The 25,760-nt window shown below is 48.9% G+C and carries 26 protein-coding genes and 3 tRNA genes; 14 read left to right on the forward strand and 15 right to left on the reverse strand.

All coding sequences use genetic code 11. From position 1 onward, the window contains the following. Window positions 1–61 precede the first annotated feature (61 nt). The gene (locus U2F10_RS29915; protein ID WP_499874096.1) at window positions 62–919 is read right to left on the reverse strand and encodes a Tab2/Atab2 family RNA-binding protein; all 858 of its coding nucleotides are present in this window, start codon (window positions 917–919) and stop codon (window positions 62–64) included. Next, window positions 916–3,042 (reverse strand): alpha-glucan family phosphorylase, encoded by a 2,127-nt coding sequence (gene glgP / locus U2F10_RS29920; RefSeq protein WP_163664800.1) that lies wholly within the window; start codon window positions 3,040–3,042, stop codon window positions 916–918. Before glgP ends, U2F10_RS29915 begins: the two co-directional genes overlap by 4 nt. A 176-nt stretch (window positions 3,043–3,218) precedes the next feature. On the opposite strand from glgP, the gene U2F10_RS29925 reads away from it, so the two are divergent. Both U2F10_RS29925 and rimM read left to right on the forward strand, forming a co-directional pair. Beyond that, the gene (locus U2F10_RS29925; protein ID WP_163664802.1) at window positions 3,219–4,493 is read left to right on the forward strand and encodes a valine--pyruvate transaminase; all 1,275 of its coding nucleotides are present in this window, start codon (window positions 3,219–3,221) and stop codon (window positions 4,491–4,493) included. Continuing rightward, complete coding sequence (gene rimM / locus U2F10_RS29930) at window positions 4,486–5,070, forward strand: ribosome maturation factor RimM (protein WP_163664804.1); 585 nt, start codon at window positions 4,486–4,488, stop codon at window positions 5,068–5,070. The genes U2F10_RS29925 and rimM overlap by 8 nt, the downstream gene beginning before the upstream one ends. On the opposite strand, the gene U2F10_RS29935 is transcribed toward rimM, so the two are convergent. The 4 genes from U2F10_RS29935 to murA all read right to left on the reverse strand — a co-directional run bounded on the left by U2F10_RS29935 (window position 5,042) and on the right by murA (window position 8,168). Continuing rightward, a complete protein-coding gene (locus U2F10_RS29935; protein WP_163664806.1) occupies window positions 5,042–5,581 on the reverse strand; it encodes a hypothetical protein in 540 nt (179 codons plus the stop codon). The two genes, rimM and U2F10_RS29935, sit on opposite strands and share 29 nt — an antisense overlap. 154 nt (window positions 5,582–5,735) lie before the next feature. After that, window positions 5,736–5,818, reverse strand: a tRNA-Leu gene (locus U2F10_RS29940). Between the two features lie 56 nt (window positions 5,819–5,874). Continuing rightward, the gene (locus U2F10_RS29945) at window positions 5,875–6,747 is read right to left on the reverse strand and encodes a M48 family metallopeptidase (RefSeq protein ID WP_163664808.1); all 873 of its coding nucleotides are present in this window, start codon (window positions 6,745–6,747) and stop codon (window positions 5,875–5,877) included. 47 nt (window positions 6,748–6,794) lie between these two features. Then, on the reverse strand, window positions 6,795–8,168 hold the full coding sequence (gene murA / locus U2F10_RS29950; protein ID WP_499874098.1) for a UDP-N-acetylglucosamine 1-carboxyvinyltransferase: 1,374 nt from the start codon (window positions 8,166–8,168) through the stop codon (window positions 6,795–6,797). Window positions 8,169–8,415: 247 nt separating this feature from the next. On the opposite strand from murA, the gene U2F10_RS29955 reads away from it, so the two are divergent. Continuing rightward, window positions 8,416–8,499: transfer RNA gene (locus tag U2F10_RS29955), tRNA-Leu, on the forward strand. A 291-nt stretch (window positions 8,500–8,790) separates the two neighbouring features. Then, window positions 8,791–9,579, forward strand: a complete 789-nt coding sequence (locus U2F10_RS29960; protein ID WP_499056875.1) for a TrmH family RNA methyltransferase — start codon at window positions 8,791–8,793, stop codon at window positions 9,577–9,579. Here U2F10_RS29960 and U2F10_RS29965 read toward each other — a convergent pair. Next, window positions 9,570–9,794, reverse strand: a complete 225-nt coding sequence (locus tag U2F10_RS29965) for a hypothetical protein (RefSeq protein WP_499874099.1) — start codon at window positions 9,792–9,794, stop codon at window positions 9,570–9,572. The genes U2F10_RS29960 and U2F10_RS29965 overlap by 10 nt on opposite strands. Window positions 9,795–10,217: 423 nt before the next feature. On the opposite strand from U2F10_RS29965, the gene lpdA reads away from it, so the two are divergent. Genes lpdA through U2F10_RS29980 form a run of 3 tightly spaced genes read left to right on the forward strand, consistent with a single transcriptional unit; the run spans window position 10,218 to window position 12,824 of the window. Continuing rightward, window positions 10,218–11,651: a dihydrolipoyl dehydrogenase gene (lpdA, locus tag U2F10_RS29970; protein ID WP_499874100.1), complete on the forward strand. Its 1,434-nt coding sequence runs from the start codon at window positions 10,218–10,220 to the stop codon at window positions 11,649–11,651. Further along, window positions 11,648–12,529, forward strand: coding sequence for an indole-3-glycerol phosphate synthase TrpC (gene trpC, locus U2F10_RS29975; protein WP_163664816.1), 882 nt, complete (start codon window positions 11,648–11,650; stop codon window positions 12,527–12,529). The genes lpdA and trpC overlap by 4 nt, the downstream gene beginning before the upstream one ends. Window positions 12,530–12,587: 58 nt before the next feature. Beyond that, window positions 12,588–12,824 (forward strand): DUF5340 domain-containing protein, encoded by a 237-nt coding sequence (locus U2F10_RS29980; protein WP_163664818.1) that lies wholly within the window; start codon window positions 12,588–12,590, stop codon window positions 12,822–12,824. A gap of 106 nt (window positions 12,825–12,930) precedes the next feature. On the opposite strand, the gene psaJ is transcribed toward U2F10_RS29980, so the two are convergent. Then, a complete protein-coding gene (gene psaJ, locus U2F10_RS29985; protein ID WP_006517993.1) occupies window positions 12,931–13,056 on the reverse strand; it encodes a photosystem I reaction center subunit IX in 126 nt (41 codons plus the stop codon). 102 nt (window positions 13,057–13,158) lie between these two features. Continuing rightward, a complete protein-coding gene (locus tag U2F10_RS29990) occupies window positions 13,159–13,659 on the reverse strand; it encodes a Photosystem I reaction center subunit III (protein ID WP_163664819.1) in 501 nt (166 codons plus the stop codon). A gap of 264 nt (window positions 13,660–13,923) precedes the next feature. Here U2F10_RS29990 and tsaD point away from each other — a divergent pair, with 264 nt between their 5' ends. Continuing rightward, window positions 13,924–14,970, forward strand: a complete 1,047-nt coding sequence (tsaD, locus tag U2F10_RS29995; RefSeq protein WP_163664821.1) for a tRNA (adenosine(37)-N6)-threonylcarbamoyltransferase complex transferase subunit TsaD — start codon at window positions 13,924–13,926, stop codon at window positions 14,968–14,970. Here tsaD and U2F10_RS30000 read toward each other — a convergent pair. Both U2F10_RS30000 and U2F10_RS30005 read right to left on the reverse strand, forming a co-directional pair. Continuing rightward, entirely contained in the window at window positions 14,967–15,845 is an 879-nt protein-coding gene (locus tag U2F10_RS30000; RefSeq protein ID WP_163664823.1) for an alpha/beta fold hydrolase, read from the reverse strand. The two genes, tsaD and U2F10_RS30000, sit on opposite strands and share 4 nt — an antisense overlap. Window positions 15,846–15,964: 119 nt before the next feature. Further along, window positions 15,965–16,690, reverse strand: coding sequence for a hypothetical protein (locus U2F10_RS30005; RefSeq protein WP_006517989.1), 726 nt, complete (start codon window positions 16,688–16,690; stop codon window positions 15,965–15,967). Between the two features lie 344 nt (window positions 16,691–17,034). Here U2F10_RS30005 and U2F10_RS30010 point away from each other — a divergent pair, with 344 nt between their 5' ends. Next, the gene (locus U2F10_RS30010) at window positions 17,035–17,556 is read left to right on the forward strand and encodes a GNAT family N-acetyltransferase (protein WP_006517988.1); all 522 of its coding nucleotides are present in this window, start codon (window positions 17,035–17,037) and stop codon (window positions 17,554–17,556) included. Window positions 17,557–17,665: 109 nt separating this feature from the next. Here the strand turns inward: U2F10_RS30010 and U2F10_RS30015 are convergent, their stop codons facing one another. Continuing rightward, window positions 17,666–18,106 carry a DUF4332 domain-containing protein gene (locus tag U2F10_RS30015; RefSeq protein WP_163664825.1) on the reverse strand — a complete coding sequence of 147 codons (441 nt, stop codon included), beginning with the start codon at window positions 18,104–18,106 and terminating at the stop codon, window positions 17,666–17,668. A gap of 87 nt (window positions 18,107–18,193) precedes the next feature. Between U2F10_RS30015 and U2F10_RS30020 the strand changes: the two genes are divergently transcribed. Further along, a tRNA-Pro gene (locus tag U2F10_RS30020) sits at window positions 18,194–18,267 on the forward strand. Between the two features lie 213 nt (window positions 18,268–18,480). Continuing rightward, window positions 18,481–19,221, forward strand: coding sequence for a Tic22 family protein (locus U2F10_RS30025; protein ID WP_163698591.1), 741 nt, complete (start codon window positions 18,481–18,483; stop codon window positions 19,219–19,221). A gap of 91 nt (window positions 19,222–19,312) precedes the next feature. Here U2F10_RS30025 and coaBC read toward each other — a convergent pair whose 3' ends face one another. The 3 genes from coaBC to U2F10_RS30040 form a co-directional block, all read right to left on the reverse strand. Next, window positions 19,313–20,560, reverse strand: a complete 1,248-nt coding sequence (gene coaBC, locus U2F10_RS30030; RefSeq protein WP_499874103.1) for a bifunctional phosphopantothenoylcysteine decarboxylase/phosphopantothenate--cysteine ligase CoaBC — start codon at window positions 20,558–20,560, stop codon at window positions 19,313–19,315. Next, window positions 20,560–20,778, reverse strand: coding sequence for a protein IsiD (gene isiD / locus U2F10_RS30035; protein WP_163664831.1), 219 nt, complete (start codon window positions 20,776–20,778; stop codon window positions 20,560–20,562). The genes coaBC and isiD overlap by 1 nt, the downstream gene beginning before the upstream one ends. An 85-nt stretch (window positions 20,779–20,863) precedes the next feature. Then, window positions 20,864–21,508, reverse strand: coding sequence for an alpha/beta hydrolase (locus U2F10_RS30040; protein ID WP_499874104.1), 645 nt, complete (start codon window positions 21,506–21,508; stop codon window positions 20,864–20,866). Window positions 21,509–21,829: 321 nt separating this feature from the next. Here U2F10_RS30040 and U2F10_RS30045 point away from each other — a divergent pair, with 321 nt between their 5' ends. The 3 genes from U2F10_RS30045 (at window position 21,830) to purH (ending at window position 25,699) form a co-directional block, all read left to right on the forward strand. Then, window positions 21,830–23,233, forward strand: a complete 1,404-nt coding sequence (locus U2F10_RS30045) for a hypothetical protein (RefSeq protein WP_499874105.1) — start codon at window positions 21,830–21,832, stop codon at window positions 23,231–23,233. A gap of 205 nt (window positions 23,234–23,438) precedes the next feature. Next, a complete protein-coding gene (locus tag U2F10_RS30050) occupies window positions 23,439–23,996 on the forward strand; it encodes a Uma2 family endonuclease (RefSeq protein WP_163698587.1) in 558 nt (185 codons plus the stop codon). Between the two features lie 158 nt (window positions 23,997–24,154). After that, window positions 24,155–25,699 carry a bifunctional phosphoribosylaminoimidazolecarboxamide formyltransferase/IMP cyclohydrolase gene (purH, locus tag U2F10_RS30055; protein ID WP_499874107.1) on the forward strand — a complete coding sequence of 515 codons (1,545 nt, stop codon included), beginning with the start codon at window positions 24,155–24,157 and terminating at the stop codon, window positions 25,697–25,699. The last annotated feature ends 61 nt before the right edge of the window (window positions 25,700–25,760 follow it).

Below are 25,760 nucleotides of genomic sequence, written 5' to 3' on the forward strand. Positions count from 1 at the left end.
TAACTATGGAACGTCTCTACACCCAAGATCCTCTGAGAGGCACCATGGTATGGCTAGGGGATTAACCGACCTGTGTATCCGGCGATTCTTGTAATAACCACAAACCGCTATAGGTCATGCCTGAATCATCGGGGCGGATTAGCAGAAAATGTAAGCCTTTGGACGTTACTTTGCGTTGTTCAAAGGCATTGGCTGCACCGCGTACATCGCTGTCTTCAAAGGTGGTGAGGACGAAGCGATCGCAAAGTCCCGCTTCCAAGATCAGTCCATCCGGCTGACCCGCTATATACTTCAAAAATGCAGGTTGCGTCGAATCTAACCACTGAGTCAACGCCATGGAGCGCTGACCACCATCAATCACTACACCCGGAATGAGGACCGTGCTAGATAGGCCAATTTCCAAAGGTAGTAGCTCTTTGGGGATGGAGCGCACCGGTATCGCTTCGTATTGAAACCGCAGCAGATCGGCGTTGGATAGACCCGCAAACCGCCACGTTTCACCCCACAGATTATCTGGCAGGGGAATTGGTGTCGATCGCTCAATGGCAAATGGCGAATAGGCTTCTCCCGTGTAGGTTTTGAGATTTGAATACCAGGCGTTACGTTGCCGCAGCCATTGTTTTAAGGTAGGTAGCCTCCGTTGGGTCCCTACCGGGATATCCAATTCTCGACAGGCTACTTCCGTTAGGGTTTGGGTCTGGGGCCGAAAGACCTGTAGCACCTTGGGGCGATAGCCTGCTCGGTGGATGGCCTGCTTAATCTGATGACGTAGCCACATGGCATCGGCTTCAGGCTGCGGGCAGGTTTCCCCATAGCTGAAATCCATGTTTGGAGTACACACAAGTAACTCCCATAGGGGCTGATTGTCTGTGTTTTTTAAGGGGCGTCGGTAAAAGTCGAGTTGCCAGGGGGGACTCATGAAATATAGAGCTGGTTGACGTAGTCAGACACCATGCGATCGCTATTGAAAATAGGTGCAATGGTGCGGATCGAGGCTTTCATTCGTTTTACCCAGGCGCGAGGAACGTGGTTGCGATCGCAATCATAATAAAGACGCACAATCTCCCGTTCGAGCTGGGAATAAAACGATTCTGCATCTATCGTATCTTGAACGTCCTGATCTCTTGTTTCCGCATCTTCACCAATTGTCCAGCCGTTGAGGTGGAGCTTGTAGCCTTCACACCACCAACCATCCAACACACTGAAATTAATGCCGCCATTGAGGGCTACTTTCTGACCGCTGGTGCCAGAGGCCTCCAGGGGGCGACGGGGCGTATTTAGCCAAAGATCAATGCCCTGGACCATAAGCTTGGCCGTATACATGTCATAGTCTTCGATAAAGGCAATGCGGTCTCGCAGGTCTGGGTGACGACTCCATTCCATGACTCGCTGGATGATGCGCTTGCCAGCGGTATCGTTGGGCCGAGCTTTACCGGCGATGATTAGCTGTACCGGTCGCTTCTGATTAGAGAAAATTCGGGTGAGCCGACTGAGGTCGCGAAAAATCAGGTCACTGCGTTTATAGTCGCTAAATCGTCGGGCAAAGCCGAGGGTGAGGATTTTAGGGTCCAGCAGACGCTCTACTGCATTGATGTCATCGGAGCATTCTTTGCGATCGCGCCTGGCCTTAAGCACCCGGTCTCGCGTGTAGGCAATTAGCCGTGCTTTAAGAATTTGGTGCCGCTGCCACAGACGTTCGTCGGGAATATGTTCAATTTTGCTCCAAGTTTCTGGATCGCTGATGCGCTCGGCCCAGTGTTTGCCTAAATAGTCTTGATACAGGTCTTCTAAAAGTGGGGCAATCCAGCTGCGGGCATGGATGCCGTTAGTGACATGACCAATGGGGGCTTTTTTGTCTGAGCGCTCGGCGTAGAGGTTTTGCCAGAGCTGTCGAGATACCTCACCGTGGCGCTTGCTCACCGCATTAGCCGTCCGGGTCAGCTGTAGTGCTAAAGCCGTCATGCTAAACACGTCAGGACTTGAGGCTTGATGTCCTAAGGCCAAGAATTCTTCACGCTCTAGTCCCAATCTGGGCCAATAATCGGCAAAATAGTTCTCCATCATCCCCACGGAAAATGCCTGGCCTGTGGGCACTGGTGTATGTGTTGTAAAGAGGGTGCGATCGCACACATAGGATTTGACATCATCTAGGGTGCCGCCCATTTGTTCGAGTTCAAACCTTGCCAATTCCAGTAAAGCGAAGGCTGCATGCACATCATTCAGGTGATAAATGGCAGGCTCAATGCCCAACGCCTGCAGCATACGTACACCGCCGATACCCAAAAGCATTTCCTGGGCCAATTGCTTATCCGGGTCACCACTGTAGAGTTGGGCCGTGATGTGTCGGTCTTCACTATCGTTTTCAATAATGTCTGTATCCAACAAGTACAGCAGACTACGACCAACTTGCACCTGCCATACTTGAGCTTTAACCATGCGCTGGCCAATGATGACCCGAATTTTGAGCCGTTGCCCATGCTCATTGCATACCGGAATCAGCGGCAGATTTTCAAAGTCATTACTCCTGTAATGACTTTCTTGCCAGCCACTGCGATTAAGGCGCTGGGAGAAATAGCCCTGGTGGTATAACAGGCCCACACCCACCATTGGTAGCCCTAAATCCGAGGCTGATTTGAGGTGATCGCCAGCTAACACGCCCAAACCGCCACAGTACAGCGGTAGAGATTCATGAATACCGTACTCGATGCAGAAATAGGCAACTGGGTTATCAGAGGTAATACTAGGGGCTACTTCTTGAGCCCAGGTATGGTCTCTATGGAGATAGGTTTGAAACTCAGCGGCTAGGGTTTGTAATCGTTTGAGGTAGTTTGGATCTTCTGCAAGCTGCCACAGACGTTCTGGAGTAATTGCCTGCATAAGCGCTACAGGATTGTGCTGACAGTCTTGCCAAAGGTCAGGGGCCAGCACCCGAAATAGGGACCCACGCTCAGAGGTCCAGCTCCACCAATAGTTATAAATGAACTGGGTTAAGGGTTTGAGTGGAGGAGGAAGCTTTGCACTGAGGGAGCGACGAAGATTCATGGGTGAAGGAGAGGTAAATAACAGAGGCACGGATCAGTACCTAATGTGGGCAGAAAAATAGCTGAGACTTGCTGCGGTATAGTAAACCAGTCGTAAATCTGTCTTTTAATTGTTTGCCCTGTCTATGACGGGGCAACGATTGTAGCGATTAATTTAGCCTCATAAGGCAATAGTTCATGGCTCCAGCACTTACCCAGTTTGGTCAACAAATGTCCCACCTCACAGGGGTGCGGGCAATCATGAAAGATATCATCGAAACCCTTCAGTCGGGACAGTCTGCAGACTTTATTAACCTAAGTGCAGGCAATCCGGTAATTTTGCCTGAGGTTGAGCAGCTGTGGCGCGACTGCACCACTGATTTATTGGCCAGTTCAGACTACGGCGAGGTGGTGTGTCGCTATGGGTCTAGCCGAGGCTATGAACCATTGATTGATGCGATCGCAACTGATTTTAATCAACGCTATAACCTGAGCCTCACCGCCGAGAATATCCTGATTACCCCCGGCAGTCAGTCGCTGTACTTTCTGGCTGCCAATGCCTTGGGTGGCTACACCTCTGAGGGCAAACTCAAGGAAATTCTTTTACCCTTAAGCCCTGACTATACCGGGTATGGTGGTGTTTCGCTTTATCCCGAGGCTGTGCGAGCGTATCGACCCACCCTGGAGGTGGATGCTGCCGCCCATCGGTTCAAATATCGCCCCGACTTCAGCCAGCTGACGGTGACTGAACAGACCGGGTTTGTGCTGTTTTCTCGACCTTGTAATCCCACAGGCAATGTTCTCACCGACGAAGAGGTGCAACGCATTGCCCGTCTGGCGGCCAATGTCCCCGTCTTTATTGACTCAGCCTATGCTCCCCCGTTCCCGGCCCTCAATTTTACTGAGATGACGCCGATATTGACGCCTAACGTAGTTCACTGCATCAGCCTTTCAAAAGCCGGATTACCCGGTGAGCGTGTAGGCATTGCCATGGGTGATGCAGCGACCATTCGAGTGCTGGAATCTTTTCAGACCAATCTCTGTATTCATTCCTCTCGCTATGGTCAGGCGATTGCTGCCCATGCCATTGCCTCAGGGGCTTTAGCTGACATTGCTAAGACTGTGATTCGTCCCCACTATCAGCAGAAATTTTCAGTCATTGAAGCTACTTTAGACGAGACGATGCCAGATGTTCCCTGGTACCTACACCAGGCAGAAGGTTCCATATTTGCCTGGCTGTGGCTTCAGGATCTCCCCATAGATGATCAGGCGTTTTATCAAGCCTTGAAACGTTACGGGGTGATTATTGTCCCCGGTAGTCCATTTTTCCCTGGTCTGCGTGACGATTGGACCCATAAACACCAGTGCTTTAGGATTAGCCTGACGGATACCGCAGAGCGAATTGCGATCGCAATTCGTCGTTTGGCCCAGCTAACTGAGGACATTTACGGGCAGTCGACAACCCATGCCTAACAACTCTCAATCCCCAATCGACTGGCTCACCATTGGCCGTATTGTTGGTGCCCATGGCTTGAATGGCGAAGTTCGGGTCTATCCCGACAGCGATTTTCCAGAACGCTTTGAACAGCCGGGTGAGCGTTGGTTGCTCAAGCCAGGAGCCGCTAACCCAGAACCCATCAAGCTGGTGAAGGGGCGGTTTCAAGAGGGTAAAGGCCTGTATATTCTCAAACTGGCTGGTATCAATTATCGCAATCAAGCAGAGGTACTGCGTGATGCACAGCTGTTGATACCCGCTGACGATCGTTTGCCCCTTGAACCGGGGGAATTCCATGTGGGCGATCTGATGGGACTAGCCGTGATCTTGCAGGAGACTGGAGAGCAAATTGGGTCGGTAATTGATGTGTATCGAGCCGGTAACGATTTGCTGGAGGTCGCTTTAGCGTCAGATCAGCCAGAGGAGGCTACCAAAGATAACGGACAAATAAAAGCGCGAACAGTTCTGATTCCGTTTGTAGAAGCAATAGTGCCGGTGGTTGATTTAACGCAAGGGCGTGTTGAGATTACTCCACCGGATGGCTTAATTGATTAGCGTTATGCGGCTGTCGGTTGTCGATAACAAGTCCTGCCGCTTGGGCCTGGCTGGTTAGTAGTTGCCGGATCCGTTCGAGGGTTGTAGGGTCATCAATCCGTTGCTCCTGGTAACCCCGCTGCCATACAGGAGCTCCTGGTACGCCTCTGACAAGATTGATGCGCTTAGCAGCTGCAGCTTTGAACCCAGCGACAAAGGATGAGAGAGCACGGGGTTTTGGCTGGCTTTGCTGCAAACTGTAGCTGCATACAGATTTTGCGTCGCTTTGGATTACGGCGATTAATGCTCGTACACCATTGGGGAGTACTGTCCAATGGTCTAGCTCAATATCACGCTGATGGGCGGCGGCTATCTGTTGCCATTCGTCTGCAGCAATTTGCCCCGAAGGATTGAGCTGTGTATGTTCTCCCAAAACATCACCAAATAGACATTCTTCTTGATGGGTTAGGAGATGAACGTGATAAAACGTGGCGTTGTGTGGGGAGTGACCCAACTGGAATGTACTAGCCAACCTTCCCTCAGTGCCTATCCAGGCATTGCATTGTTTTCCGTTGGTCTAGATTTCCCAAAGATGAGTATAAATTCTCGTCAGAATGCAAAGTGTGGAGATGTTCTATGAACATCTCCACACCAAAAAAATGATAAGAATGTTGACCAATATTCAATGGGCAGAGCGAGACTCGAACTCGCATGACCAAAGGCCGCCACATTTTGAGTGTGGTGCGTCTACCAATTTCGCCATCCGCCCGAATAGCTTTAACATTATACAGAGTTCAGCCACCTCTGTAACCCCCTTTTTCCCATTTACCAGTTTCGCCAGCCGCCTCTGGCATCTTCATTTAGTTGCAGACGGCGTGTTTGTAGTAGCCTTTGATAATTGAGGGTGTTATGCCATTGCATGATTTCCTTAGCACGTAGCACTGGGACGGGGTGGGTCAGCTCCTGGGTGCGTAATTGTTTGAGAAAAATTGCCAGTTGGTCATAGTTTAAATCTTCGTACGCGTTTGCTTGAGCGAGAAATGCGTCTAAGTTGAGTTGAGGGGAGAGGGTGGGGGAGCCTCCCGTTAATTTCATCAACACCGAGGCTACAACTCTGGATTCCTGACTGACTAAAAGGGCGGCGCGATCGCACGTAAACTCAGCACATCGCACCCATTCCAGAATCTGATTTTGTAGGTTTTGAGCCAATACTGGACCCAACGGTAGCTGACTGGCGGCCAATGTCAGCAAATTAGCCAGGGTCAAATATACGCCATGGTCACATTTGAGATGCCCTAGTTCATGGCCAATGACTGCCTGCAGTTCCTTGGCATTCAGCAGCTCGATCAATGAGGTATGCACCACAATAAACGGCTGCTTACCTCGCATGGCAAAGGTATAAGCATTGGGAACGGGATGCTGCTTAACATAAAGTTGAGGCGCTTCTATGTCTAAAATTTGACAAGCTTCAACCAATAGCTGATGGATGTCTGGCAGCTGTTGGGGGCCCACCAAAACACTGGTCGCAATATTTTCTAGGTAAAAAAATTGCTCTGCTGTGGGACGTAGCAGAGCGCGAATGGCCAGGTCTAAGCCTGGTAGTTGCTTAAGAGATTCCGTCGCCCGTAGATCGAGGGGATGGCGAAAATGGTTAGCTCGTAATCCAGTTAAAATGCATTTCTCACCCACGCCATCCATCTCCCCTATCGCTGAGCTTTACTAAGCTACAGTGTAGCGGTCTGCACCTAAACGATAACTGCCGGATTCGCCATATTCGTAGACGCTAGCGCAGGGTCTGGGATTCGACGTAATTTAGCCCCGACTGCGGCTAGCTTAGCCTCAATGTTTTCATAGCCGCGATCCAGGTGTTGTAACCCATGCAGTGTGGTTTTGCCTTCAGCAGCCAAGCCTGCCACTAGTAGGGCGGCGGCGGCTCGCAAATCAGTGCCCGTCACCGGAGCCCCTGACAAGTATGGAACGCCGCGAATTACAGCAGAATTCCCAGTCAGGCGAATATTTGCACCCATGCGGTTGAACTCAGCAACATGCTGTAACCGGTTTTCAAAAACGGTTTCTGTGATGACGCTATCGCCGTCTGCAAGGGTGGTCAGCGCCATAAACTGGGCCTGCATATCGGTGGGAAACCCTGGGTGGGGGCGAGTCTCAATTTCGATGGGTAAAAGCCGTTCACCGGGAATGATCCTGGCGCGATTGTGGCCTTCCATTTCAACTCTGGTGCCAGCTTCTGCCAGTTTGGCAATCACAGGTGTTAGGTGTTCTGGAAGAATGGGCGACAGGCTGATGGGGGATTTAGTGATAGCCCCGGCAAGCATGAACGTACCCGCTTCAATTCGGTCTGGAATAATGCCGTAGTCGGTGGAATGAAGGTGAGGAACACCAGCGATGGTGATGGTGTTTGTGCCTGCTCCACGAATGCGTGCACCCATGGCTCGACAGAAGTTGGCTAGATCCAGTACCTCTGGCTCCTGAGCGGCATTCTCAATGATGGTTTCCCCTTCAGCTAGGGTAGCTGCCATCATCAGGGTCTCTGTTGCACCAACGCTGGGGTAATCTAAATAAATTTTTCCGCCTTTTAAGCGATTGCGGGTGCCAGGTACGTAGGCATGAACAATACCATGGTCCATGTGTACTTCTGCACCCAGTGCCTGTAGTCCTCGGATGTGAAGAGCCACAGGGCGAGCACCAATGGCGCAGCCTCCTGGCAGCGGCACCCGGGCAACGCCTAGACGGGCTAGTAAAGGGCCAATGACGAAGAAGCTGGCTCTAAGTTTGCTAACGATTTCGTAAGGTGCACGGGAATGACTGATAGAACTGGCATCTACATCCAGCATGTCTCCATGGCGAGACACCTTCACACCCAAGGCAGTGAGCACATCCGCCATGCGACCGATGTCTACTAAATCAGGGATGTTGCGAATCCGACAATCCTGCGAACACAGAATTGAACCTGCCATAACGACCAATGCCGAGTTTTTGGCTCCACTGACGGATATATGGCCACTGAGGGGCTGTTTGCCCCAAATTTCAATAACAGGTGAGGACTCGCTGGAGGAGCGTTGATCAGCCTGAAGTGAGGTATTGATGATAATGTCCTCCAAATTCAATAAAGAGACTCAGCCACACAAGAACATAAAAATGGCAATCTAGCCACTTTTGTTAACAATGGTGACGATTCTACCTGAAAGTACTTATTTGTTAAGCCATATTAATATCCTTTTGTCGTTGAATAGGTGTTTTAATTCTTTTGAAAAGCGAAAAATCGTCCTTAAAAGGCCAAAACTGGGGATTGACGAATCAGTCTGATTGCTAGACGATAGTAAACTACGGTTACTTTTATAGCCCTAAGCGGAACTGGCGGAATTGGTAGACGCGCTAGATTCAGGTTCTAGTGTTCGCAAGGACTTCCGGGTTCAAGTCCCGGGTTCCGCATTTTTAATTCAGTACTTTTATGTCTGGTTTTTGTCCTGATGTTTGACTCAAACTATTCTGAATCGTTTTGTTGTTGTTAGATGGCGGCAATAAAGTGCTTTAGTTTTCCTTATTTATTCAGACTTTTTTATCAATTATTGATTGATTGCTCAGGAAATTGATAGTGAGCTGGTTGGGCATTTGGCAGTAGCAATCGATACACTTGTATCCTTTACTGTTTATTGAGTCTGTCAATGTGGTGAGTAAAGCAGACTGCGCCCAACGGCAAGGTCTGAGTGATAAAGCATTTGAATGCTAGAGAACCTGACAACAATTATCAGCACTAAAAATCCCCTGGCCAAGCAGTTTCGAAAGCTGCATCAGGCTAAGGAGCGGCGACGACAAAATGTGTTTCTGCTAGAAGGAACTCATCTCTTACAGGAAGCGTGTGCTGTTGAATATCCATTGCTTCAGGTCGCGTTCACAGAAAACTGGGGACATACCCATGGTGATTTATTGGACTGCTTAAGGCGGCTGGGGACTGATATTCGCTTGGTCAGTCCTGATGTGCTAGTCAGTATGTGTACCACTGTCAGCCCGGATGGAGTGGTGGCGATTGCGCGGCGCATTGCTCAGTCCACCAGGCTTGTAGAAAGGGTTTCCCTGGGTGTGGCGCTGCAACGGTTACAGGATCCAGGTAACTTGGGTACGGTGATCCGTACAGCAGCGGCAGCAGGATGCGATCGCATCTGGCTCACAACCGATAGCGTAGACGTAGATCATCCCAAGGTGCTACGGGCTACGGCAGGGCAATGGTTTCGTTTACCAATGCAGACCATTGCTACATTGAATGACTTAAAAAGCTTAGATGTACAGCTGGTGGCCACTACCCCTACAGCTTCCCTGGACTACTGGGATTTAGATCTGCGGCAACCGACTGTTTTTTTGATGGGAAACGAAGGCGCTGGGCTGTCGCAGCAAGCTATGGATTTAGCCACACATCAGGTCAAAATCCCATTGGCGGCTGGTGTGGAATCGTTGAATGTTGCGATCGCAACAGCTCTAATGCTTTACGAAGCCAAACGTCAGCGTCATGGTTGATGAGAGTTAGGCGGATCTTGACGAGCGTGGTTTTTTTGAATGTTGCGAGGCTGATGTGGCTGGGAAGATCGCGATTCATCTTGACCTGATTCCGGTTCTTGAGGCCCATCATCTAAAACGAGCGTATCCGCTGTATCGCCTAATAGCTCATCCAGGTGCTCCAAAGATTGCAGAAAATCGGCAACAGCAGACTGCCTTAGCTGACGTTTATCCATTGATCTTGCCTCGTTAGTAGGCCCTTTCAACCATTGCTGAATTGCTTAACATTGACTGAGCAATGTCTATGATTTTAGCGATCGCAATTGGTGTGGGGTCTTTAGTAATGAGATTTGTGAATCTAACCCTAGCCAAGATGTTCCAAGTCTAGGCAAAAGTAGAAAGTTAACTACGTTTTTGTAAAGAGCTCTGTTCGTTAGGAACTGGCCTTGGGGATAAAAATGGATCTACAGGTATTTAGTCAGACAGATATCGAATCTAACAAATTTGAAAATAATTGCTCAATATCAAGTTGTCTAATATCCACAATCTAGTTGAGAATGGATTCTGCCCCTATGTTGCCCATGTCGTTTTCTACCTTAGGCAAACGGCATCAATTCAATAACTAAGGGGTCGCAAATGTGCTGAAACAGGAGATCGTTGTGAGTTCATCCTTTGATTATGACCTAATCATCGTAGGTGCCGGTGTCGGTGGTCATGGGGCGGCATTGCACGCTGTGAAAAGCGGGTTAAAGACCGCCATTATTGAAGCGGCTGATATGGGAGGCACCTGCGTTAATCGAGGATGTATACCTTCGAAAGCATTGTTGGCTGCATCTGGTCGCGTCCGCGAATTGCGCGACAAGCATCATCTACAGTCCTTCGGCATTCAAGTGGGAGACGTGCAGTTTGAGCGCTCTGCCATTGCTGATCATGCCAGTAACTTGGTTAGCAAGATCCAGGGTGACTTAACCAATAGTCTGACTCGACTGGGTGTAGATACGATTCGCGGTTGGGGTAAGCTGGCCGGCACTCAGAAAGTGACTGTGACCACGGCTGATGGTGAAAAGACCTACACCACTAAGGACATTATGCTGTCGCCAGGGTCTGTTCCCTTTGTGCCCCCTGGTATTGAGACTGATGGTAAAACCGTATTTACCAGCGACGAAGCAATTAAGCTGGACTGGCTACCTCAGTGGGTGGCCATTATTGGGAGTGGCTATATCGGTCTAGAATTTTCTGATGTGTATACGGCTTTGGGGTGTGAAGTCAGTATGATTGAGGCTTTGCCCCAGCTGATGCCCACCTTTGATCCGGACATCGCCAAAATCGCTAAGCGCGTTCTCATCGACCCTCGTGATATTGATACCCATGTGGGTGTGATTGCTAAGACCGTTACACCTGGCTCTCCAGTGACCATTGAGCTGGCTGATTTAAAAACGAAGGAAACGGTCGATGTGCTAGAGGTTGATGCTTGCCTGGTGGCAACTGGGCGCATCCCTGCCACGAAGGATATGGGCTTAGAAAGTCTAGCTATTGAAACTGATCGTCGTGGCTTTATCCCAGTAAATGACCGTATGGAAGTTCTGCGGGATGGTGAGCCTATACCTCATCTTTGGGCTATTGGTGATGCCACTGGCAAGATGATGTTGGCCCATGCTGCCTCAGCCCAGGGTGTGGTGGCTGTTGAAAATATTTTGGAAAATAATCGTACCGTTGACTATCGCAGTATTCCGGCCGCCGCATTTACCCATCCAGAGGTGAGCTTTGTCGGTCTTACTGAGCCTGCGGCTAAAGAGCTAGCTGCGGCAGAAGGTTTTAAGATTGGTGCCGTACGCAGCTACTTCAAAGCCAACTCCAAAGCGCTGGCAGAAAATGAATCTGATGGCCTGGCTAAGGTAATCTACCGTAAGGACACGGGGGAAATTCTGGGAACTCACATTATCGGTATCCATGCAGCGGACCTGATTCAAGAGGCTGCTAATGCTATTGCTCAGGGGTTAACCGTTAAAGATCTGTCCTTTATCGTCCATACACACCCAACGCTATCTGAGGTGTTAGATGAGGCCTTTAAGCGTGCTGAGGTGACGGCATGAAGATTAGACGGCGTCCTCCCAATCCTGCGGTAGCTGTTGATACTCTGCGCTATCAGGTGAAGGTTCCTGATAGTGAACCCCGCCATATCCTTGAGGAAATTGTTTGGCACAAAGAAGTCGAAGTGGAGCGTCTGCGGGGAAAAACATCGCTGGCAGAGTTACAACGGCAGGTCTTGACGGCACCTCCTCCATTAGATTTTGCTGCGGCTTTACGTAGCGGTAAGACATCACCCTCTGTGATTGCTGAGGTAAAGAAAGCCTCCCCCAGTAAGGGGGTGATCCGGGAAGATTTTGATCCGGTTGCGATCGCAACCGCCTACGAAAAAGGTGGAGCTACCTGTCTATCGGTGCTTACCGATCAAAAATTTTTCCAGGGTAGTTTTGACTATCTTGCTCAAGTGCGTCACGCCATAAGCCTGCCGATTCTATGTAAGGAATTCATCATTTATCCCTATCAGATTTATCTGGCCCGAATCTATGGAGCTGATGCTATTTTGCTGATTGCGGCCATTTTGTCAGACAAGGATTTGAGTTACTTTACGCGAATCGCTAAAGCCTTAGGAATGACTGCCCTGGTGGAGGTCCATACCGCTGAAGAACTAGACCGGGTGCTCAATGTAGACCAGGTTAACGTGCTTGGTGTGAATAACCGTAACCTCGAGGACTTTTCGGTTAGCTTAGACACTACGCAGGATTTGTTGGCCCATGCATCAACCCATGTCAGAGCTGATGACATGTTGTTTGTAAGTGAGTCTGGTATCCATCGACCGGATGACGTTATGCGGGTAGCGCAAGCTGGAGCCCATGCCATTTTAGTGGGTGAGTCGCTGATGCGGCAGCCCGATCCCGGTGCTGCTATTGGGCAGCTCATGACCTAGTCCCTGGAAGTTGTCTATTGTCTACCCGTTTCAGGTTCCCTACTCTGATTTTCCGACTATGGATCGTCCTATTCCCCTGCCATCCCATATCCATTACGAGCTATTACTAAGGCTCTTGGAACGTGAAACTACTGCGGCTATCTATCAGCACTCCCCACAGAAGGAACAACTCCAGGAACTGATTATTACCCTGCGTAAGGCAATGTCTCAGCAAAAGCAACTGGAAGAAAGTTGCCGAGCTTCAAGGTTGCCAGTGGAATATTACTGGTCATTAAATGAAAAACCAGGAATTTAAGGGAGATATAAGCCCGTTATCTTAAAAAATCCCACCTCAGCTTTGAAAACTGAGGTGGGATTTTTTCCAATCTATAACCAGTGCAGTGACAAATAGTCAGCTATCCCTAAGGATGAAGTAGTAGATCGGGGAAAAAACGATTAAATTCAATCAAGATACCAGCTGTGATCAGCATCCAAATTGTAGCTAATACAGGGGCTGTAGACAGGTATTTTACTAAGCCTTCGGGCATGGGAAAGTGTCCTGAATAAAAACATCTAAAAACAATAAGTCAGCACGACCCAGTTATATTGATTCGACTCATCAAGCCCAAGCCGTGCCTCTGATGTATTAATTAGCGAGGTGAAATTGTGATTTCATCATCCTTCGCAAACATGGCACCGGATGCCATATCCTTGAATGCAGCTAGGGGCCAAGCCGCACCCGCCAAAGAAGACTTGATAGCCAAGCCAGTATCGATGATGATTTCTTTCTCCTCGGGCTTCTTGGCAGTGCGAGACGCGATCAAGTAAGAACGCCCAGCCCAACCAATCCAGCCAGCGATGTAAAGGAATAAAATGCCGGGAATGACAAACTCACCAAGATGAGCAAAATCTCCATCTACCACCAAGTGGGGGAGGCCATCTTCGCCGCAAAGTAGGCTGGAGTTAGCATAAAAATCAAAACGTGCTTTAGCACCTTCTGTTTTGGCCGCAGAGGCACGTTGTTGGAACGCAGCAGATTCGCCACAGGGGGTCAAACCAGCCACGTTGTCTCCAGCCAAGCTGGCAGAGGCGGGTGCCGCGAAGCCAAACCAGAGGCAAAGTACTAGAGCCAGAGCAAACAACCGTCGCATAAAATGTTTCCTTTGTGTTTTACAAAAGACAAAAAATTAATTCAGTGAATCTCTTAACTTAGATAACTAACTGTAATGCTGCTTTAACTAGTTCCCTAGTGTGTATGCTTTATCAGTTAGCCGACGCAGTATTGAAGTCGCTTTTAAAACTCAACCAACGTGAACTAAATTAAGGATCTACTTGACTCTCAGGGATCATACCTTTCTGCCAAACCCTGGCAGGGAAATTACTCACAAGACTTTACATGACGACACAATTGACGCATGGCCACGATTTTAGCAATTGAAACCAGCTGTGATGAAACAGCCGCATCGGTGGTGAAGCATCGTCAAGTGCTCAGTAGTGTTGTGGCATCCCAAATTGACCTGCATAGTCGCTATGGTGGTGTTGTGCCAGAGTTAGCATCCCGCGAACATTTGCTGACCATTGGCGACACAGTGAATGAAGCGTTGCTTAAATCTCAATTGGGTTGGGCTGATATCGACGCTGTTGCCACCACCTGTGCACCGGGCCTGGTGGGTGCTCTCTTGGTTGGTATGAGTGTTGGTAAAACCCTGGCAATGGTACATCACAAACCGTTTTTAGGTGTGCACCATCTGGAGGGACACATCTATGCAGCCTATTTAGAACACACTGATCTGCGGCCGCCTTTCCTGTGTCTATTAGTCTCCGGTGGGCACACCAGCTTGATTCGAGTTGATGGCTGCGGTCAATACAAATTGCTCGGTAAAACCCGAGATGACGCTGCCGGTGAAGCCTTCGATAAAGTCGCTCGCTTGCTGGCTCTGGGATATCCCGGCGGCCCTATCATTGATCAATTAGCCCAGCAGGGTGACCCGAAAGCATTTCGACTGCCAGAGGGTAACATTTCCTTGCCAGAAGGTGGCTATCATCCTTATGATGCAAGCTTTAGTGGTCTTAAAACCGCTGTTTTGAGGCTGGTAGAGCGCCTTAAATCAGAGGGGGTGGATCCACTCCCTGTAGCTGATATCGCTGCCAGCTTCCAGTACGCTGTGGTGCGGGCATTAGTGAAACGAGCGATGCGCTGTGCCCAAGACCAAAACCTGCCTGCGATTGTGATGGGAGGAGGTGTGGCTGCCAACAGTGGCTTGCGTCATGTAATTGCTGAGACAGCAGCAGCGCAAGGTATTAACATTTACATTCCCTCGCTAAAATTTTGCACGGATAATGCAGCCATGATTGCCTGTGCTGCTAGCGATCATTTTGATCAGGGACATTGTTCTAAATTAGATCTGGGAGTTTATTCTCGGCTCCCTCTAGAACACGTTGCTGAGTTATACCAGCGTTAACTGGTAAGGAGCAGCCATTGGCGGATCTGTGCTTCTAGCGCTAGTGGCTGTTCTAGCATGGCAAAGTGGCCGCATTGTTTGAACGCAACAACTGCTTCTTTGCCCTGACGAAAAAATTTATGAAAACTAGCCAAATGCTGTACGTAGCGAGGCTCCATAACCATATCTTGTTCCCCGGTGATGAAATATACCGGTTGAGATAGCTGGGAGACTATCTGGGGCAGTTGATGGACTTCATCTTCAGTTGTTGATGCTAGGAGTGACTGAGCTGCCGCCTCTGGATCTGCCCTTAGAAAATCAATCAGCCGTTGTTGGCCCCAACGATAACTCAAGGTTTGTTGCACCATGATGTTGGCAAATACCCATGGTAATAATGGCAGATGCTGTAGCCATTGAGGTCGCCACCCTAACATTTGTTGCCCAGCGCTGCGAAATCTTTCAAAGGCATTGTGGATATATATGCCACCCCCTGCATTTACACAGATAACTCCTCGCACACGTTCTGGAAACAAATGAGCTGCCCATAGAGCAATACTGCCCCCCAAAGAATGGCCCATTAGCCATACATCCTCTAGTTCGAGGGCCTCTAATAATGCATTTAAATCATAGGCGTAGGCTGTAAGCCCGTAGGTGGGGGCATCTACAGTAATAGAGCGGCAAGATAGATCTTGGGTTGAATCCCCAAAGCCTCTCAAGTCGTAGGCAAGACACTCAATATCTGGAGCAAGCTGCTGCATCAGAGGTTGCCAATAGGCTCTACTGAGTAGCCAGCCATGAATGCAGACTAATACTGAACGATGGGTGGTGGTAGTGGAAAATAAATTGGGAGTGAAATCATAGACATGGGGCACTCCGAAGACAGGTGTCACCACCATGGTGCAAATCGCATTCGTAAGACAACATTCAAACTCGAACTAGTCCCATCCAACGTTCGATGGCTAAAGGCTTCACCTATCAACAGATAACAAATAGATAACCTCTGTTCCCGCATTCTCTAGTAAGGCCCGCCAAGTAAACGCTCGCGCATACCATCGGCAATCTTATGTCCTAAATATTCTGGAATTAAACTCTCATTGGGGCCTAATAGGTACAAGATCAATCGGGTACGACCACGCCATACCAATAGATTAGCATTCACCACCAGCAAATCTTCTTGCCAAATGGCATACATGACCTTATAAAACAGACCTGGTTGGTTATCTGCTTCGATGAGTAAGGCTGGCAAATGAAAGACTGGGTCTACATAAAATTCAGTTTCAACTTTTTCTAAGCCTGCGTTGAGGTTGAATTCAACGCTGAGCATTTCTTCCACTTCGTAGCGTCCGGCTAAAGCTTCTCGAATAGCCCGGCAGGTGTTATCGGCAGTTTTATCACTGAGGGCTTTACCCCCACGCGAGACCACCAGTTTGACAAACACCAGCATGGGTGGATAAATCTGTCCGTATAGGCTGAGGCTATGGATTGTTAGACCATAGGCTGTGAGTACACCAAAGATATCGCTGAGTAAAAAGGACTGATTACGATAGGCAAAATGGAGGGCGCTGCGATTACCTTCCGGTTTGATTTCAATAACGGCCTTTTTGGTTTTGTAGAGCTGATAGGCAAGCCGTAGGTTTTGCAATTGAATCTCACTACTGACAAATTGCTCATAAAATTGCGGAAACGCTCGGTTGAAGCGCTTCAGCAGCTCTACTGTCGATGTCTTTAATCCGGCTGCCATATGTATTCAGAAACTGCATGAGTTGTACCGGTTGGCTAATTTGGTTTACCACATTTGGCAAACTGAAACATGAACACACCCCATCAATTAAAACTTTGATGACTTTGCTCCAAAGTCCCTGACGCAATATTACCCAAAGTGTCTTGTTATCTCTGCTAAGGAAAACCGTGTCCGGTGTGAGAAACAGAGATCATTAGAAATACATACACTACTGTGTTCGCTGGTTACCGATTGGCCATGTAATTTTGATTGATCCTGAAGCAATGTTTTTACCCTCTTAGGAAAGGATAGGTCTATACTGCTAGAGTTAAAGCAGAGTTCATATTTCCAACCGTTTTGTTTGCATGGGTTTCTGGAAAAGCTTATTTAGTCCCACCGAGGCTTCATCAGTGCCCACACAAGCTGTTTCTGATGATTATGCGATAAATCCAACCGGTTCTGACCAGGTGGCTCGTATTGTTTTTAGTACAGATCGAAACATTGATTTGTATGAGTTAGAAGAGCTCTGCGATGCTGTTGGGTGGTCGCGTCGACCTCTAAGAAAGGTCAAAAAAGCTATTCAACACAGTTTTTTAGTGGTCACCATGTGGGAGCAGCAAGGGGCCCGTAAACGATTAATTGGCTTTTCCCGAGCTACCTCAGATCATGCCTTTAATGCAACCATTTGGGATGTTGTGGTGCATCCTAGCTTTCAGGGTAGAGGTTTGGGCAAGGCACTGATGCAGCAACTGATCAAGAAACTTCGCAGTGAAGATATCAGTAACGTTACGCTGTTTGCCGATCCCCATGTTGTGAACTTTTACAAAAACTTAGGGTTTATGCCAGACCCAGAGGGCATTAAGGGGATGTTTTGGTACCCAGATTAGGCATTAAACGGTAATTGCCCCATAAGCTTTGCTAGTTTCTGGTATTGAGGTGGGTTGTACGCATTTAAGACATCAAGAGTGATATCTGAGGTGCGAGTCTAGTCTTGCCCTACCTGCATAGTTGTTTGGCTTCAGTAATCCATTGTGAAACTTGGGCTGTATCTGGGCTCAGGTCAGCTCGCTGCATGAGTTTTATTTGGAGTCGCTTAAGTTGGGAGTGAAGTTGGGCAACAGGTAATAGTGCCAATTGCTGAGGTGAGCTAATGCCAGCGTGCAATAGTAGACCGCAGTATTTGCATCCTACGCTGGGGAGGCAAGCTAGTTGGGCTAAGGCCGTCCACTTGTTGACATATTTGATATGAGAGTTAAGCTGCTGGGCCAGCTTTAAGCGTGCTGACTGGGTGCGAGTTGCATTGAGTAGGTCAAAAGTCGTGAAAATATTCAATATATTTAGCTGCTGCTGGTGCTCGTCAGAGATGCCTGGTAGCTGCTCAATAGCCCAGTTTTGAAGTCGGATAGAGTTAGGTATTCTGAGCGGTTCAAAAACCATTGGGTAAACAGAGGTATATTTATGTTAGGTTGTTAATCTATTGCACTTGGGCTTTAGCAGTTTAATTGTCTAGGGTGTTTTTGACCACGGGATGTAGCGCAGCTTGGTAGCGCGCCTGCTTTGGGAGCAGGATGTCGCAGGTTCGAATCCTGTCATCCCGATTTTTTAAATTTGTGTTGTAATCCTGTAATCTCTCTGTGCAAGATTTTTGAGTCTATTGGATGCGGGATATTATCAGTACTCCTGGGGTAGCTTGGGATCTTTGCTTGGGACGGTGGCCAGTTGTAGAAATGTCTCAGCTTATCGTAGATGAAGTTAAGCTGTGTTAGATGATGAAGACTGAGCAAGTCAGTAGTTTGGCATCAGGAGGAAGTATGAAAGCAATGTTTGGTCGTTTTCTATGTGGCCTATTAGGTGGTGGTGTTATTGCCGCTACATTCCATACCCCTCAAGCAGCAGCGCTTTCGGAAGATGAATTGCTCATTAAATTTGCAGAAGTCCCTGTTTTTGTGGTGGCTGATAGTTCTGGTGGCTATGTGACATCAGTTGTTGATTTGCCCAATGATGGCATGGGAAATGTATCTCTACTACGGGTGTTCTTTACTGAAGATGATGTGCTCAGTTTTGTAGAGCAGGTTCGCGAAGAGGAGCCTCGATTTAACCAAGGTGGCTCTGTTGGTGTGATTGACTTAGCATCTGTTCATCGCCTAGCCCAGGAAGAACGGGAAGTCCCTTTAAAGTTGATCTTTATTCCTGAGGCTGAAGAATTGGAGGCAGCGCGTGCTTTGGATAGTAATTTTGGTGGGACTACCTCTTCATCGTTGGTTCCTTTGTTTGCTTTGCAAGATGCTGCTGGGAATTATCTGCCGCTATCGATTGGTGATGACTCTGAAGAGTCTATTTTCTCCATGTTCTTCTCCAAGCAGGATGCAGATAGTGTCTTAAGTTCTATTCAAGCGTCTAACCCTAATATGTCTCAGGTAAATGTTGGTGTGGTTTCCTTGGCAGATTTATCTGGGAATATCTTGGGCAGTGATAATGAAGCGTTTGAGCGTATTCGCTTCTTGCCAGATTCAGATGTGATTAATCATATTCAGAGTTTGGACTTGCAATAGTGGGTAGTGGCTCATCTAGTCTGAAGGTTGCGACAGCGATCATACTGGGTGAGCGTCTGAGTGAGATTGATTATTGAGGTAAGGTTCGACGCTAAAGGTCTAATGGGGCCTCACTAGGTATCTTGCGGAGCAGGCTATAGATTTTGTGGGCCATCGATAATTTGGTGTCGGTGGCCAATGTTATTTGTTGGCCGTATTTATCTAGGAAGATGCCATGGTTGAGATCGCTGCCAAATCCACTCTCCGGCTGATCTACTGGGTTGGCCACAAGGGCATCCAATCCTTTACGCTGTAGCTTGCCTAGGGCAGGCTGAATAATATCGCCTGTTTGAGCCGCAAACCCCACCAGGGTTTGGTCGGCTCTTTTGTTAGCGGACAGTTTTGCCGCAATATCTGTGACCGGTTCAAGGGGTAACGGGTTAGGTAAATCTGCCTTAGCAAGTTTGCCAGTGACGTGCAACTGGGGGCGCATATCAGCTACTGCTGCGGCCATGATGATCCAGTCTACAGTGTCTAACTGAGCCATCAGGGCCGCTTCCATATCGGCGGCACTAACAACGGCTGTGGTTTGCACTGGATCTGGAATGGTCTGGCGGAGATGTCTTTCCATGGGGCCATGTACTAAGGATACATGTGCTCCACGATGGACGGCGGCAGTGGCTAAAGCAATGCCCATACGACCAGTCGATGGATTGCCAATGTAGCGAACGGCGTCGATAAATTCCTGGGTGCTACCAGTACTAATGAGGACGCGCTTGCCCTTGAGGTCACGACGACCTTGGGTGTGTTTGAGAGACTCTAGGGCAGCGAGGATGGTCTGGGGTGTGGCCATGCGACCGGTGCCGATGCGATCGCACGCTAACCTGCCAGCCGCTGGTCCCACCGCATGGTAACGTTCATACGTTAAAACCTGGTGCCAGTTACGCTGGACAGACGGCTGTAGCCACATATCCGTATTCATAGCCGGAGCCAGTAGCACTGGGCATGTGGATGCTAAGACCGTATTGCTTAGCAGATTGTCTGCTAAGCCGTGGGCCAATTTCCCCAGAGTATTTGCTGTTAACGGTGCAATCAAAAAACAGTCCGCCCATTCAGCTAGCTCAATATGTAGGGGGCGAACCTGGTCAGCGGACCAAAAATTATCATCGGTGTAAGCGTTATGACGTGAGAGGGTGGCAAAGGTCAAAGCCGAAACAAACGCCTCTGCCGAGGACGTCAGAATAACCCGTACCTCTGCCCCTGCTTTAGCCAGGGTAGACACCACCTCACAAACTTTATAGGCCGCTATGCCGCCACTAATGCCGACCAAAATTTTGGTCGTTGGTGACGCATCTGTCATTAGGCTTCGTCGTAGGTTTCTACATCTAATAAATGTAGATAAGAACGCACTAGCTCTGGACGCTGGAATGCTATTGACCGTAGTCGATGCCAATCCTGCAGACCTTCAAAGGCTGTCGTGTATTCATCCTGTTCTAGACGTTGTGCCAGCTGATCGACCTCTTCTTGAGTAACGTCAGCAATGGGCTTATCAGAAACTTTGCTTGTACTTAAAACCATGGGTGCTGGCTCCTGTGGGCGGGCGCTGTCTCCAGTGTATTCGGTGTCGTTATCACTGTCCCGGAGTGCGTCTGAAATGTTACACCTAGTTTTTACAAAGTTTTTCGCAAAAATTCTTGGCCATCTCTAGTACCTGTAGGTTGATTTCGTGCCCCATGTTGAATTCGTGATAGTCAACATCAACTGACAAGTGGCCGAGTTCAGCTTTGTTTTGATGGGCTTGGGTAATGGGAACCACTGGGTCTTGGCGGCCATGGACTAGCAGAATGGGGCGTGGATTAATGGGCGTTACCAAGGGACCGTGGCTATAACCGCTAAGGATCATCATTCCTGCAACGGGCAGCCCCATGCCAATGTCTAATGTCATGGCTCCCCCTTGGGAAAAGCCGCCGAGGATAGTTTTCCCCAATGGAATGCCGGTTTTTTCCGGTAAAGCGGTGATCCAGTCGAGTAGCAACTGCCGACTTTGCTGTAGATCTGCCTGATGGGTGAAGGGCTGGTCAAAGTCGAAAATGTCAGGTAGGGCGTACCACATCCGTCCGTTAGGTGCTCCCATACCATTGGCTATTTTGTGAGCATGGGGAGCATCTGGGAACAGCATTTGATACTTCTCTAACTGCATGTACGGGGCGATGCCTGCAACGTCCTGCGCATTAGCTCCCCAGCCATGGAGAAGAATCAAAAGATGGTCAGCGGTAGAGTCACCAGCGGACAGGGCACGAAGTGACATAGGCAAACAGTGATTAGTGGGAAGGTCGCTACGGATTCTACCGTAGACCCGTCATAGACCTTTCAATCTCTGTTCTATGTCTAGAAATAGTAAATACCAAAGGCCTTGCGTATTACCGTCAATGACAAGAACTAAAAAATTGTAACCGAGGCTTGAATAGCAATGGAAACCCCATAAAAGCATATATGAGGACGTTGGGGTAAGCTCACTTGACCACATAAATTTCATCAATACTCCATAAATCCCTCAAGTCAGCTACGCCTGAAGCTATGGATGCCCCTTTGGTAGCTCCATGGGCTACCAGCGTCATCACGAAATGCTATGCAGTATTCCTTTTTCCGAAGTGTGTTCTTTAAGGCTGCTTTGCCAGCCGCGTTGGTTTCCTTGGTTTGGCAGGCTCAGCAATCACCAACCCGTGGAAATGTAGTATCTGCAGCCCCGTCACCGATCTCGCAAAAGCAAGTAAGTCGAGCTCAGAATTGGAATTCTGTGTTGCATGTGGCCCGACTGGTGGAGCGTAACCAGCGGAGTACAAATCTGGTGTTGCAGTTAGAGGTGCTCAATAAACCCCAGACCACCTATGCCAATGCGGTGTATCAAGTTTTTGCTAGAACCCGTGGTAGTAGTGAATGGCAAGAAATTCATACTAATCGCGGTGCACGGTTACTTCCCGGTAGCGACGGTAAGTTCATCCTGGAATCGGAAGTCATTTCCATTGCCGAACTAGAAGAGGAAATTCGGGATGAACTGGGTGAGAATCTAAGTATCGAAGACGTAGAGCTGGACTGTGTCGTTAGCATTCGCTACGACTTAGTCGGTGGTGGTCGTGACTTGCGCGAAAAGATTACTTATCGACAAAGCTACAGAGAAATCAGTACAACTACGACAACAGCCATTGTCCGTACCTCCACATCAAGTACTGTCACAGCCAGCCGCACTGAATCCACAGAAACTGCAGTCTCTGGCCGCACTTCTAACCGGCCAGCCATCCTAACATCAAGTAGTAATGACGACGACGATGACGATGGCCAAGAAAGTCGTGATGACGATGATGATGATGGCGATAGTCGCGCTCAACGCCGTCGGCGTAGCTCAAGGTCTCGTACGGAGACCAACAGCAGTCGTTCAACCCGTAGACGTTCAGAAATTCAAAGCCAGGTTACGCGTCGTGTTTGGGAGTCGGTATTACATGTGGCTCGTCAGACGGGCCGCACCCAGCAGAGCCGTAATTTAGTCCTGCAGTTGGAGATCCTGAATAAGCCGCAAACGACCTATGCCAATGTGGTTTATCAGGTGTTTGCTAGAACCCGTGGTGGCCGCTGGCAGGAGATTCATACCAACAGTGGAGCCCGTTTAATTGAGGCGGCTGGTGGTAGATATATTCTGAAATCTGAGGTGATTTCCCTGACTCAGTTGGAACGAGAGCTGCGGGCAGAACTGGGGGATGACCTCAGGCTGGAGGATGTGGAAATTAACTGTGTCGCCAGTATTCGCTATGACCTGGTTGGTGGCGGTCGAGATATTCGGGAAACGTTTTCCTACACGCGCAGCTATACGAGCATTGTGACCACAACGGTTACTGAAATTACTCAAATTGTCGGGTCGTCGACTACGGTCATCGATAATCGTTCGGATGATCATGGCGAATGTCGTCGATGCAATGATGACGACGACGATGACGATGACGACGATGACGATGACGATGATGACGACGACGACGATTAAGTTGGATAGTCAACGTTTTTTCTAGCTATCTTAAGCGCCCCCTTCGCGAAGTCGAAGGGGGCAGGTAGTAGTGCTTTGTATGCAGTTTCAGCATCTTCCCCCAATTAGGGATTTTGGTTAAGAGCAAGGATTCAGTCAATAGATATGAAAGCTCATCCTATTTGTTACAGTTCAGAGAAGGATTGGATTACAAAATTTGAGTCGTATGACTGTTGCAACTCAACCACTTACGCTTAAAGCCTTTCTGGAACTGCCAGAAACTAAGCCTGCATCCGAATTTGTTCAGGGCCGTATCTTACAGAAGCCGATGCCCCAGGGTGAGCATAGTCTGTTGCAAAGTACGCTTTGTGAAACGATTAACCAAGTGGCAAGGTCAACCAAGCGGGCAGCCGCATTTCCAGAATTACGCTGCACGTTTGGCGGGCGTTCCATTGTGCCCGATATTTCAGTATTTCGTTGGGGCCGCATTCCCCTGACCGAAACTGGGCGGATTGCCAATCGATTTCTAATTTCGCCGGACTGGTCCATTGAAATTTTGTCGCCGGATCAGAGTCAAACCCAGGTGCTCAGTAATTTATTGCACTGTATTGAGCATGGAAGTGAGTTGGGTTGGTTACTTGATCCAGGGGAAGACAGTGTGTTGGTAGTTGATAAGGAGCAACGAATCCGGATTTTGACCAATAAAGCAGATCTACCGGTTTTGGAAGGGCTTGACTTATCCTTAACGGCGCTTGATGTGTTTGGCTGGCTGACGCTGAATTAGATGAAGTGTTGCATAGCGATCTGTTCAGAATGGAGTAGGCACAAAGGTCATACTCCTACTAAGGCTTATTCATCATAGCTGGGATTTTGGGGGCGGAAAAATGCACCCTTGCGTTCTACCCTAGTAGGGGTGATCACCCCGAGAAGATAGAAAATCCCATGACACGCTTAGCGCTGCTCAGTGCATCTGACAAAACAGGAATTGTTGATCTAGCCAAGGTCCTCACCACAGAGTTCGATTTTGATATCATTAGCAGCGGTGGTACTGCTCGCACCCTCACCGAAGCAGGCATCCCCGTCACCAAAGTATCCGACTACACTGGCTTTCCTGAAATCCTTGGTGGACGCGTTAAAACTCTTCAACCTCGCATCCACGGTGGTTTGCTAGCGCGCACCGATAATCCTGATGACCAAAAAGATCTGGCCGATAACGATATTCGTCCGATCGATCTAGTGGTTGTCAACCTGTATCCCTTTGAGCAGACCATTGCTAAGCCCGACGCTAATCTGACAGATGCCATTGAAAACATCGACATCGGTGGCCCCACCATGCTGCGCTCGGCGGCAAAAAACCACGCTTACCTGACTGTTCTCTGCAACCCTGGTCAGTATGAAGGTTATCTCAACGAACTAAGAATTCATAACGGTCAACCTTCTTTAGAATTCCGTGCCCAATGCGCCCGTCAAGTCTTTTGGCATACGGCTACCTATGATCAGGCTATTGCCACGTACCTAACCGAGCAAGCTGGCGATGCCACCAGTGAGCGTTTTGCCCTCAGCGGCACTCAAAAGCAACCCCTCCGCTATGGCGAGAACCCCCACCAACCTGCTGTTTGGTATCAAACCGGCAACCAACCTAGTGGTTGGGCCGCTGCCGAAAAACTCCAGGGTAAAGATCTCAGCTACAACAATCTGGTGGATCTTGAAGCTGCTCGTCGCATCATTGCGGAATTCCCTAGTGAAAATGGTCCTGCGGCGGCTGTGCTCAAGCATACTAACCCTTGTGGTGTCGCTATCGGTGAGTCTATGGCGTCTACCTATAGACGTGCTTTTGAAGCTGATAATGTGTCTGCCTTTGGTGGCATCGTTGCCCTCAATCAGGAAATTGATGTGGAGACGGCTGAGTCGCTGACCCAGACGTTTCTAGAATGTGTGGTGGCCCCCGGTTGTGTGCCAGCAGCTCAAGAAATCCTTGCGAAGAAGAAGAACCTGCGGGTGTTAGTACTGCCAGATTTATTGAGCGGTCCTAGTCAAACGCTTCGTGCGATCTCAGGTGGCTTTTTAATCCAAACCTCTGACGACGTCCAGCAAGATGTGACCCAGTGGAAAATCGTGACTGAGCGTCAGCCCAGCGAAGCTGAACTCACAGAACTGCTATTTGCTTGGCGTGTGGCTAAACACGTGAAATCCAATGCCATTGTAGTGACCAATGAAAGCACTACTGTCGGTATTGGGGCGGGGCAAATGAACCGTGTAGGTGCTGCCAAAATTGCCCTAGAGCAGGCTGCGGAAAAAGCTGAAGGCGCGACATTGGCCAGTGATGGATTTTTCCCCTTTGATGACTCGGTGCGAACGGCTGCTGCTGCTGGCATTAAGGCAATTGTGCAGCCAGGGGGCAGTATTCGTGATGAGGATTCGATTAAAGCAGCTAACGAACTAGGGGTGATTATGGCGTTGACCGGGACGCGGCATTTCTTGCATTAGCCCCCAATGAACAAACCGGAGGGTGGGTACTACCCACCCTCCGGTCTTATAGCCGGGATAT

The sequence above is a fragment of the Leptothoe sp. EHU-05/26/07-4 genome (assembly GCF_043421015.1).
Taxonomy (GTDB): domain Bacteria; phylum Cyanobacteriota; class Cyanobacteriia; order Phormidesmidales; family Phormidesmidaceae; genus Leptothoe; species Leptothoe turfae.

Excerpts from the sequence above, each read along its gene's own strand:
- psaJ (WP_006517993.1), bottom strand. The coding sequence starts at position 13,056 with ATGCCCGAAGGCTTAGTAAAATACCTGTCTACAGCCCCTGTATTAGCT.
- isiD (WP_163664831.1), bottom strand. The coding sequence starts at position 20,778 with ATGGTTTTAAGTACAAGCAAAGTTTCTGATAAGCCCATTGCTGACGTT.
- U2F10_RS30050 (WP_163698587.1), top strand. The coding sequence starts at position 23,439 with ATGACTGTTGCAACTCAACCACTTACGCTTAAAGCCTTTCTGGAACTG.
- U2F10_RS29945 (WP_163664808.1), bottom strand. The coding sequence starts at position 6,747 with ATGGATGGCGTGGGTGAGAAATGCATTTTAACTGGATTACGAGCTAAC.
- U2F10_RS30040 (WP_499874104.1), bottom strand. The coding sequence starts at position 21,508 with ATGTCACTTCGTGCCCTGTCCGCTGGTGACTCTACCGCTGACCATCTT.
- glgP (WP_163664800.1), bottom strand. The coding sequence starts at position 3,042 with ATGAATCTTCGTCGCTCCCTCAGTGCAAAGCTTCCTCCTCCACTCAAA.
- U2F10_RS30000 (WP_163664823.1), bottom strand. The coding sequence starts at position 15,845 with ATGGTGGTGACACCTGTCTTCGGAGTGCCCCATGTCTATGATTTCACT.
- tsaD (WP_163664821.1), top strand. The coding sequence starts at position 13,924 with ATGGCCACGATTTTAGCAATTGAAACCAGCTGTGATGAAACAGCCGCA.
- U2F10_RS30005 (WP_006517989.1), bottom strand. The coding sequence starts at position 16,690 with ATGGCAGCCGGATTAAAGACATCGACAGTAGAGCTGCTGAAGCGCTTC.
- coaBC (WP_499874103.1), bottom strand. The coding sequence starts at position 20,560 with ATGACAGATGCGTCACCAACGACCAAAATTTTGGTCGGCATTAGTGGC.
- U2F10_RS29990 (WP_163664819.1), bottom strand. The coding sequence starts at position 13,659 with ATGCGACGGTTGTTTGCTCTGGCTCTAGTACTTTGCCTCTGGTTTGGC.
- rimM (WP_163664804.1), top strand. The coding sequence starts at position 4,486 with ATGCCTAACAACTCTCAATCCCCAATCGACTGGCTCACCATTGGCCGT.
- U2F10_RS29915 (WP_499874096.1), bottom strand. The coding sequence starts at position 919 with ATGAGTCCCCCCTGGCAACTCGACTTTTACCGACGCCCCTTAAAAAAC.
- purH (WP_499874107.1), top strand. The coding sequence starts at position 24,155 with ATGACACGCTTAGCGCTGCTCAGTGCATCTGACAAAACAGGAATTGTT.
- U2F10_RS29965 (WP_499874099.1), bottom strand. The coding sequence starts at position 9,794 with ATGGATAAACGTCAGCTAAGGCAGTCTGCTGTTGCCGATTTTCTGCAA.
- trpC (WP_163664816.1), top strand. The coding sequence starts at position 11,648 with ATGAAGATTAGACGGCGTCCTCCCAATCCTGCGGTAGCTGTTGATACT.
- U2F10_RS29960 (WP_499056875.1), top strand. The coding sequence starts at position 8,791 with ATGCTAGAGAACCTGACAACAATTATCAGCACTAAAAATCCCCTGGCC.
- U2F10_RS30015 (WP_163664825.1), bottom strand. The coding sequence starts at position 18,106 with ATGGTTTTTGAACCGCTCAGAATACCTAACTCTATCCGACTTCAAAAC.
- U2F10_RS30045 (WP_499874105.1), top strand. The coding sequence starts at position 21,830 with ATGCAGTATTCCTTTTTCCGAAGTGTGTTCTTTAAGGCTGCTTTGCCA.
- U2F10_RS29980 (WP_163664818.1), top strand. The coding sequence starts at position 12,588 with ATGGATCGTCCTATTCCCCTGCCATCCCATATCCATTACGAGCTATTA.
- U2F10_RS30025 (WP_163698591.1), top strand. The coding sequence starts at position 18,481 with ATGAAAGCAATGTTTGGTCGTTTTCTATGTGGCCTATTAGGTGGTGGT.
- U2F10_RS29925 (WP_163664802.1), top strand. The coding sequence starts at position 3,219 with ATGGCTCCAGCACTTACCCAGTTTGGTCAACAAATGTCCCACCTCACA.
- U2F10_RS30010 (WP_006517988.1), top strand. The coding sequence starts at position 17,035 with ATGGGTTTCTGGAAAAGCTTATTTAGTCCCACCGAGGCTTCATCAGTG.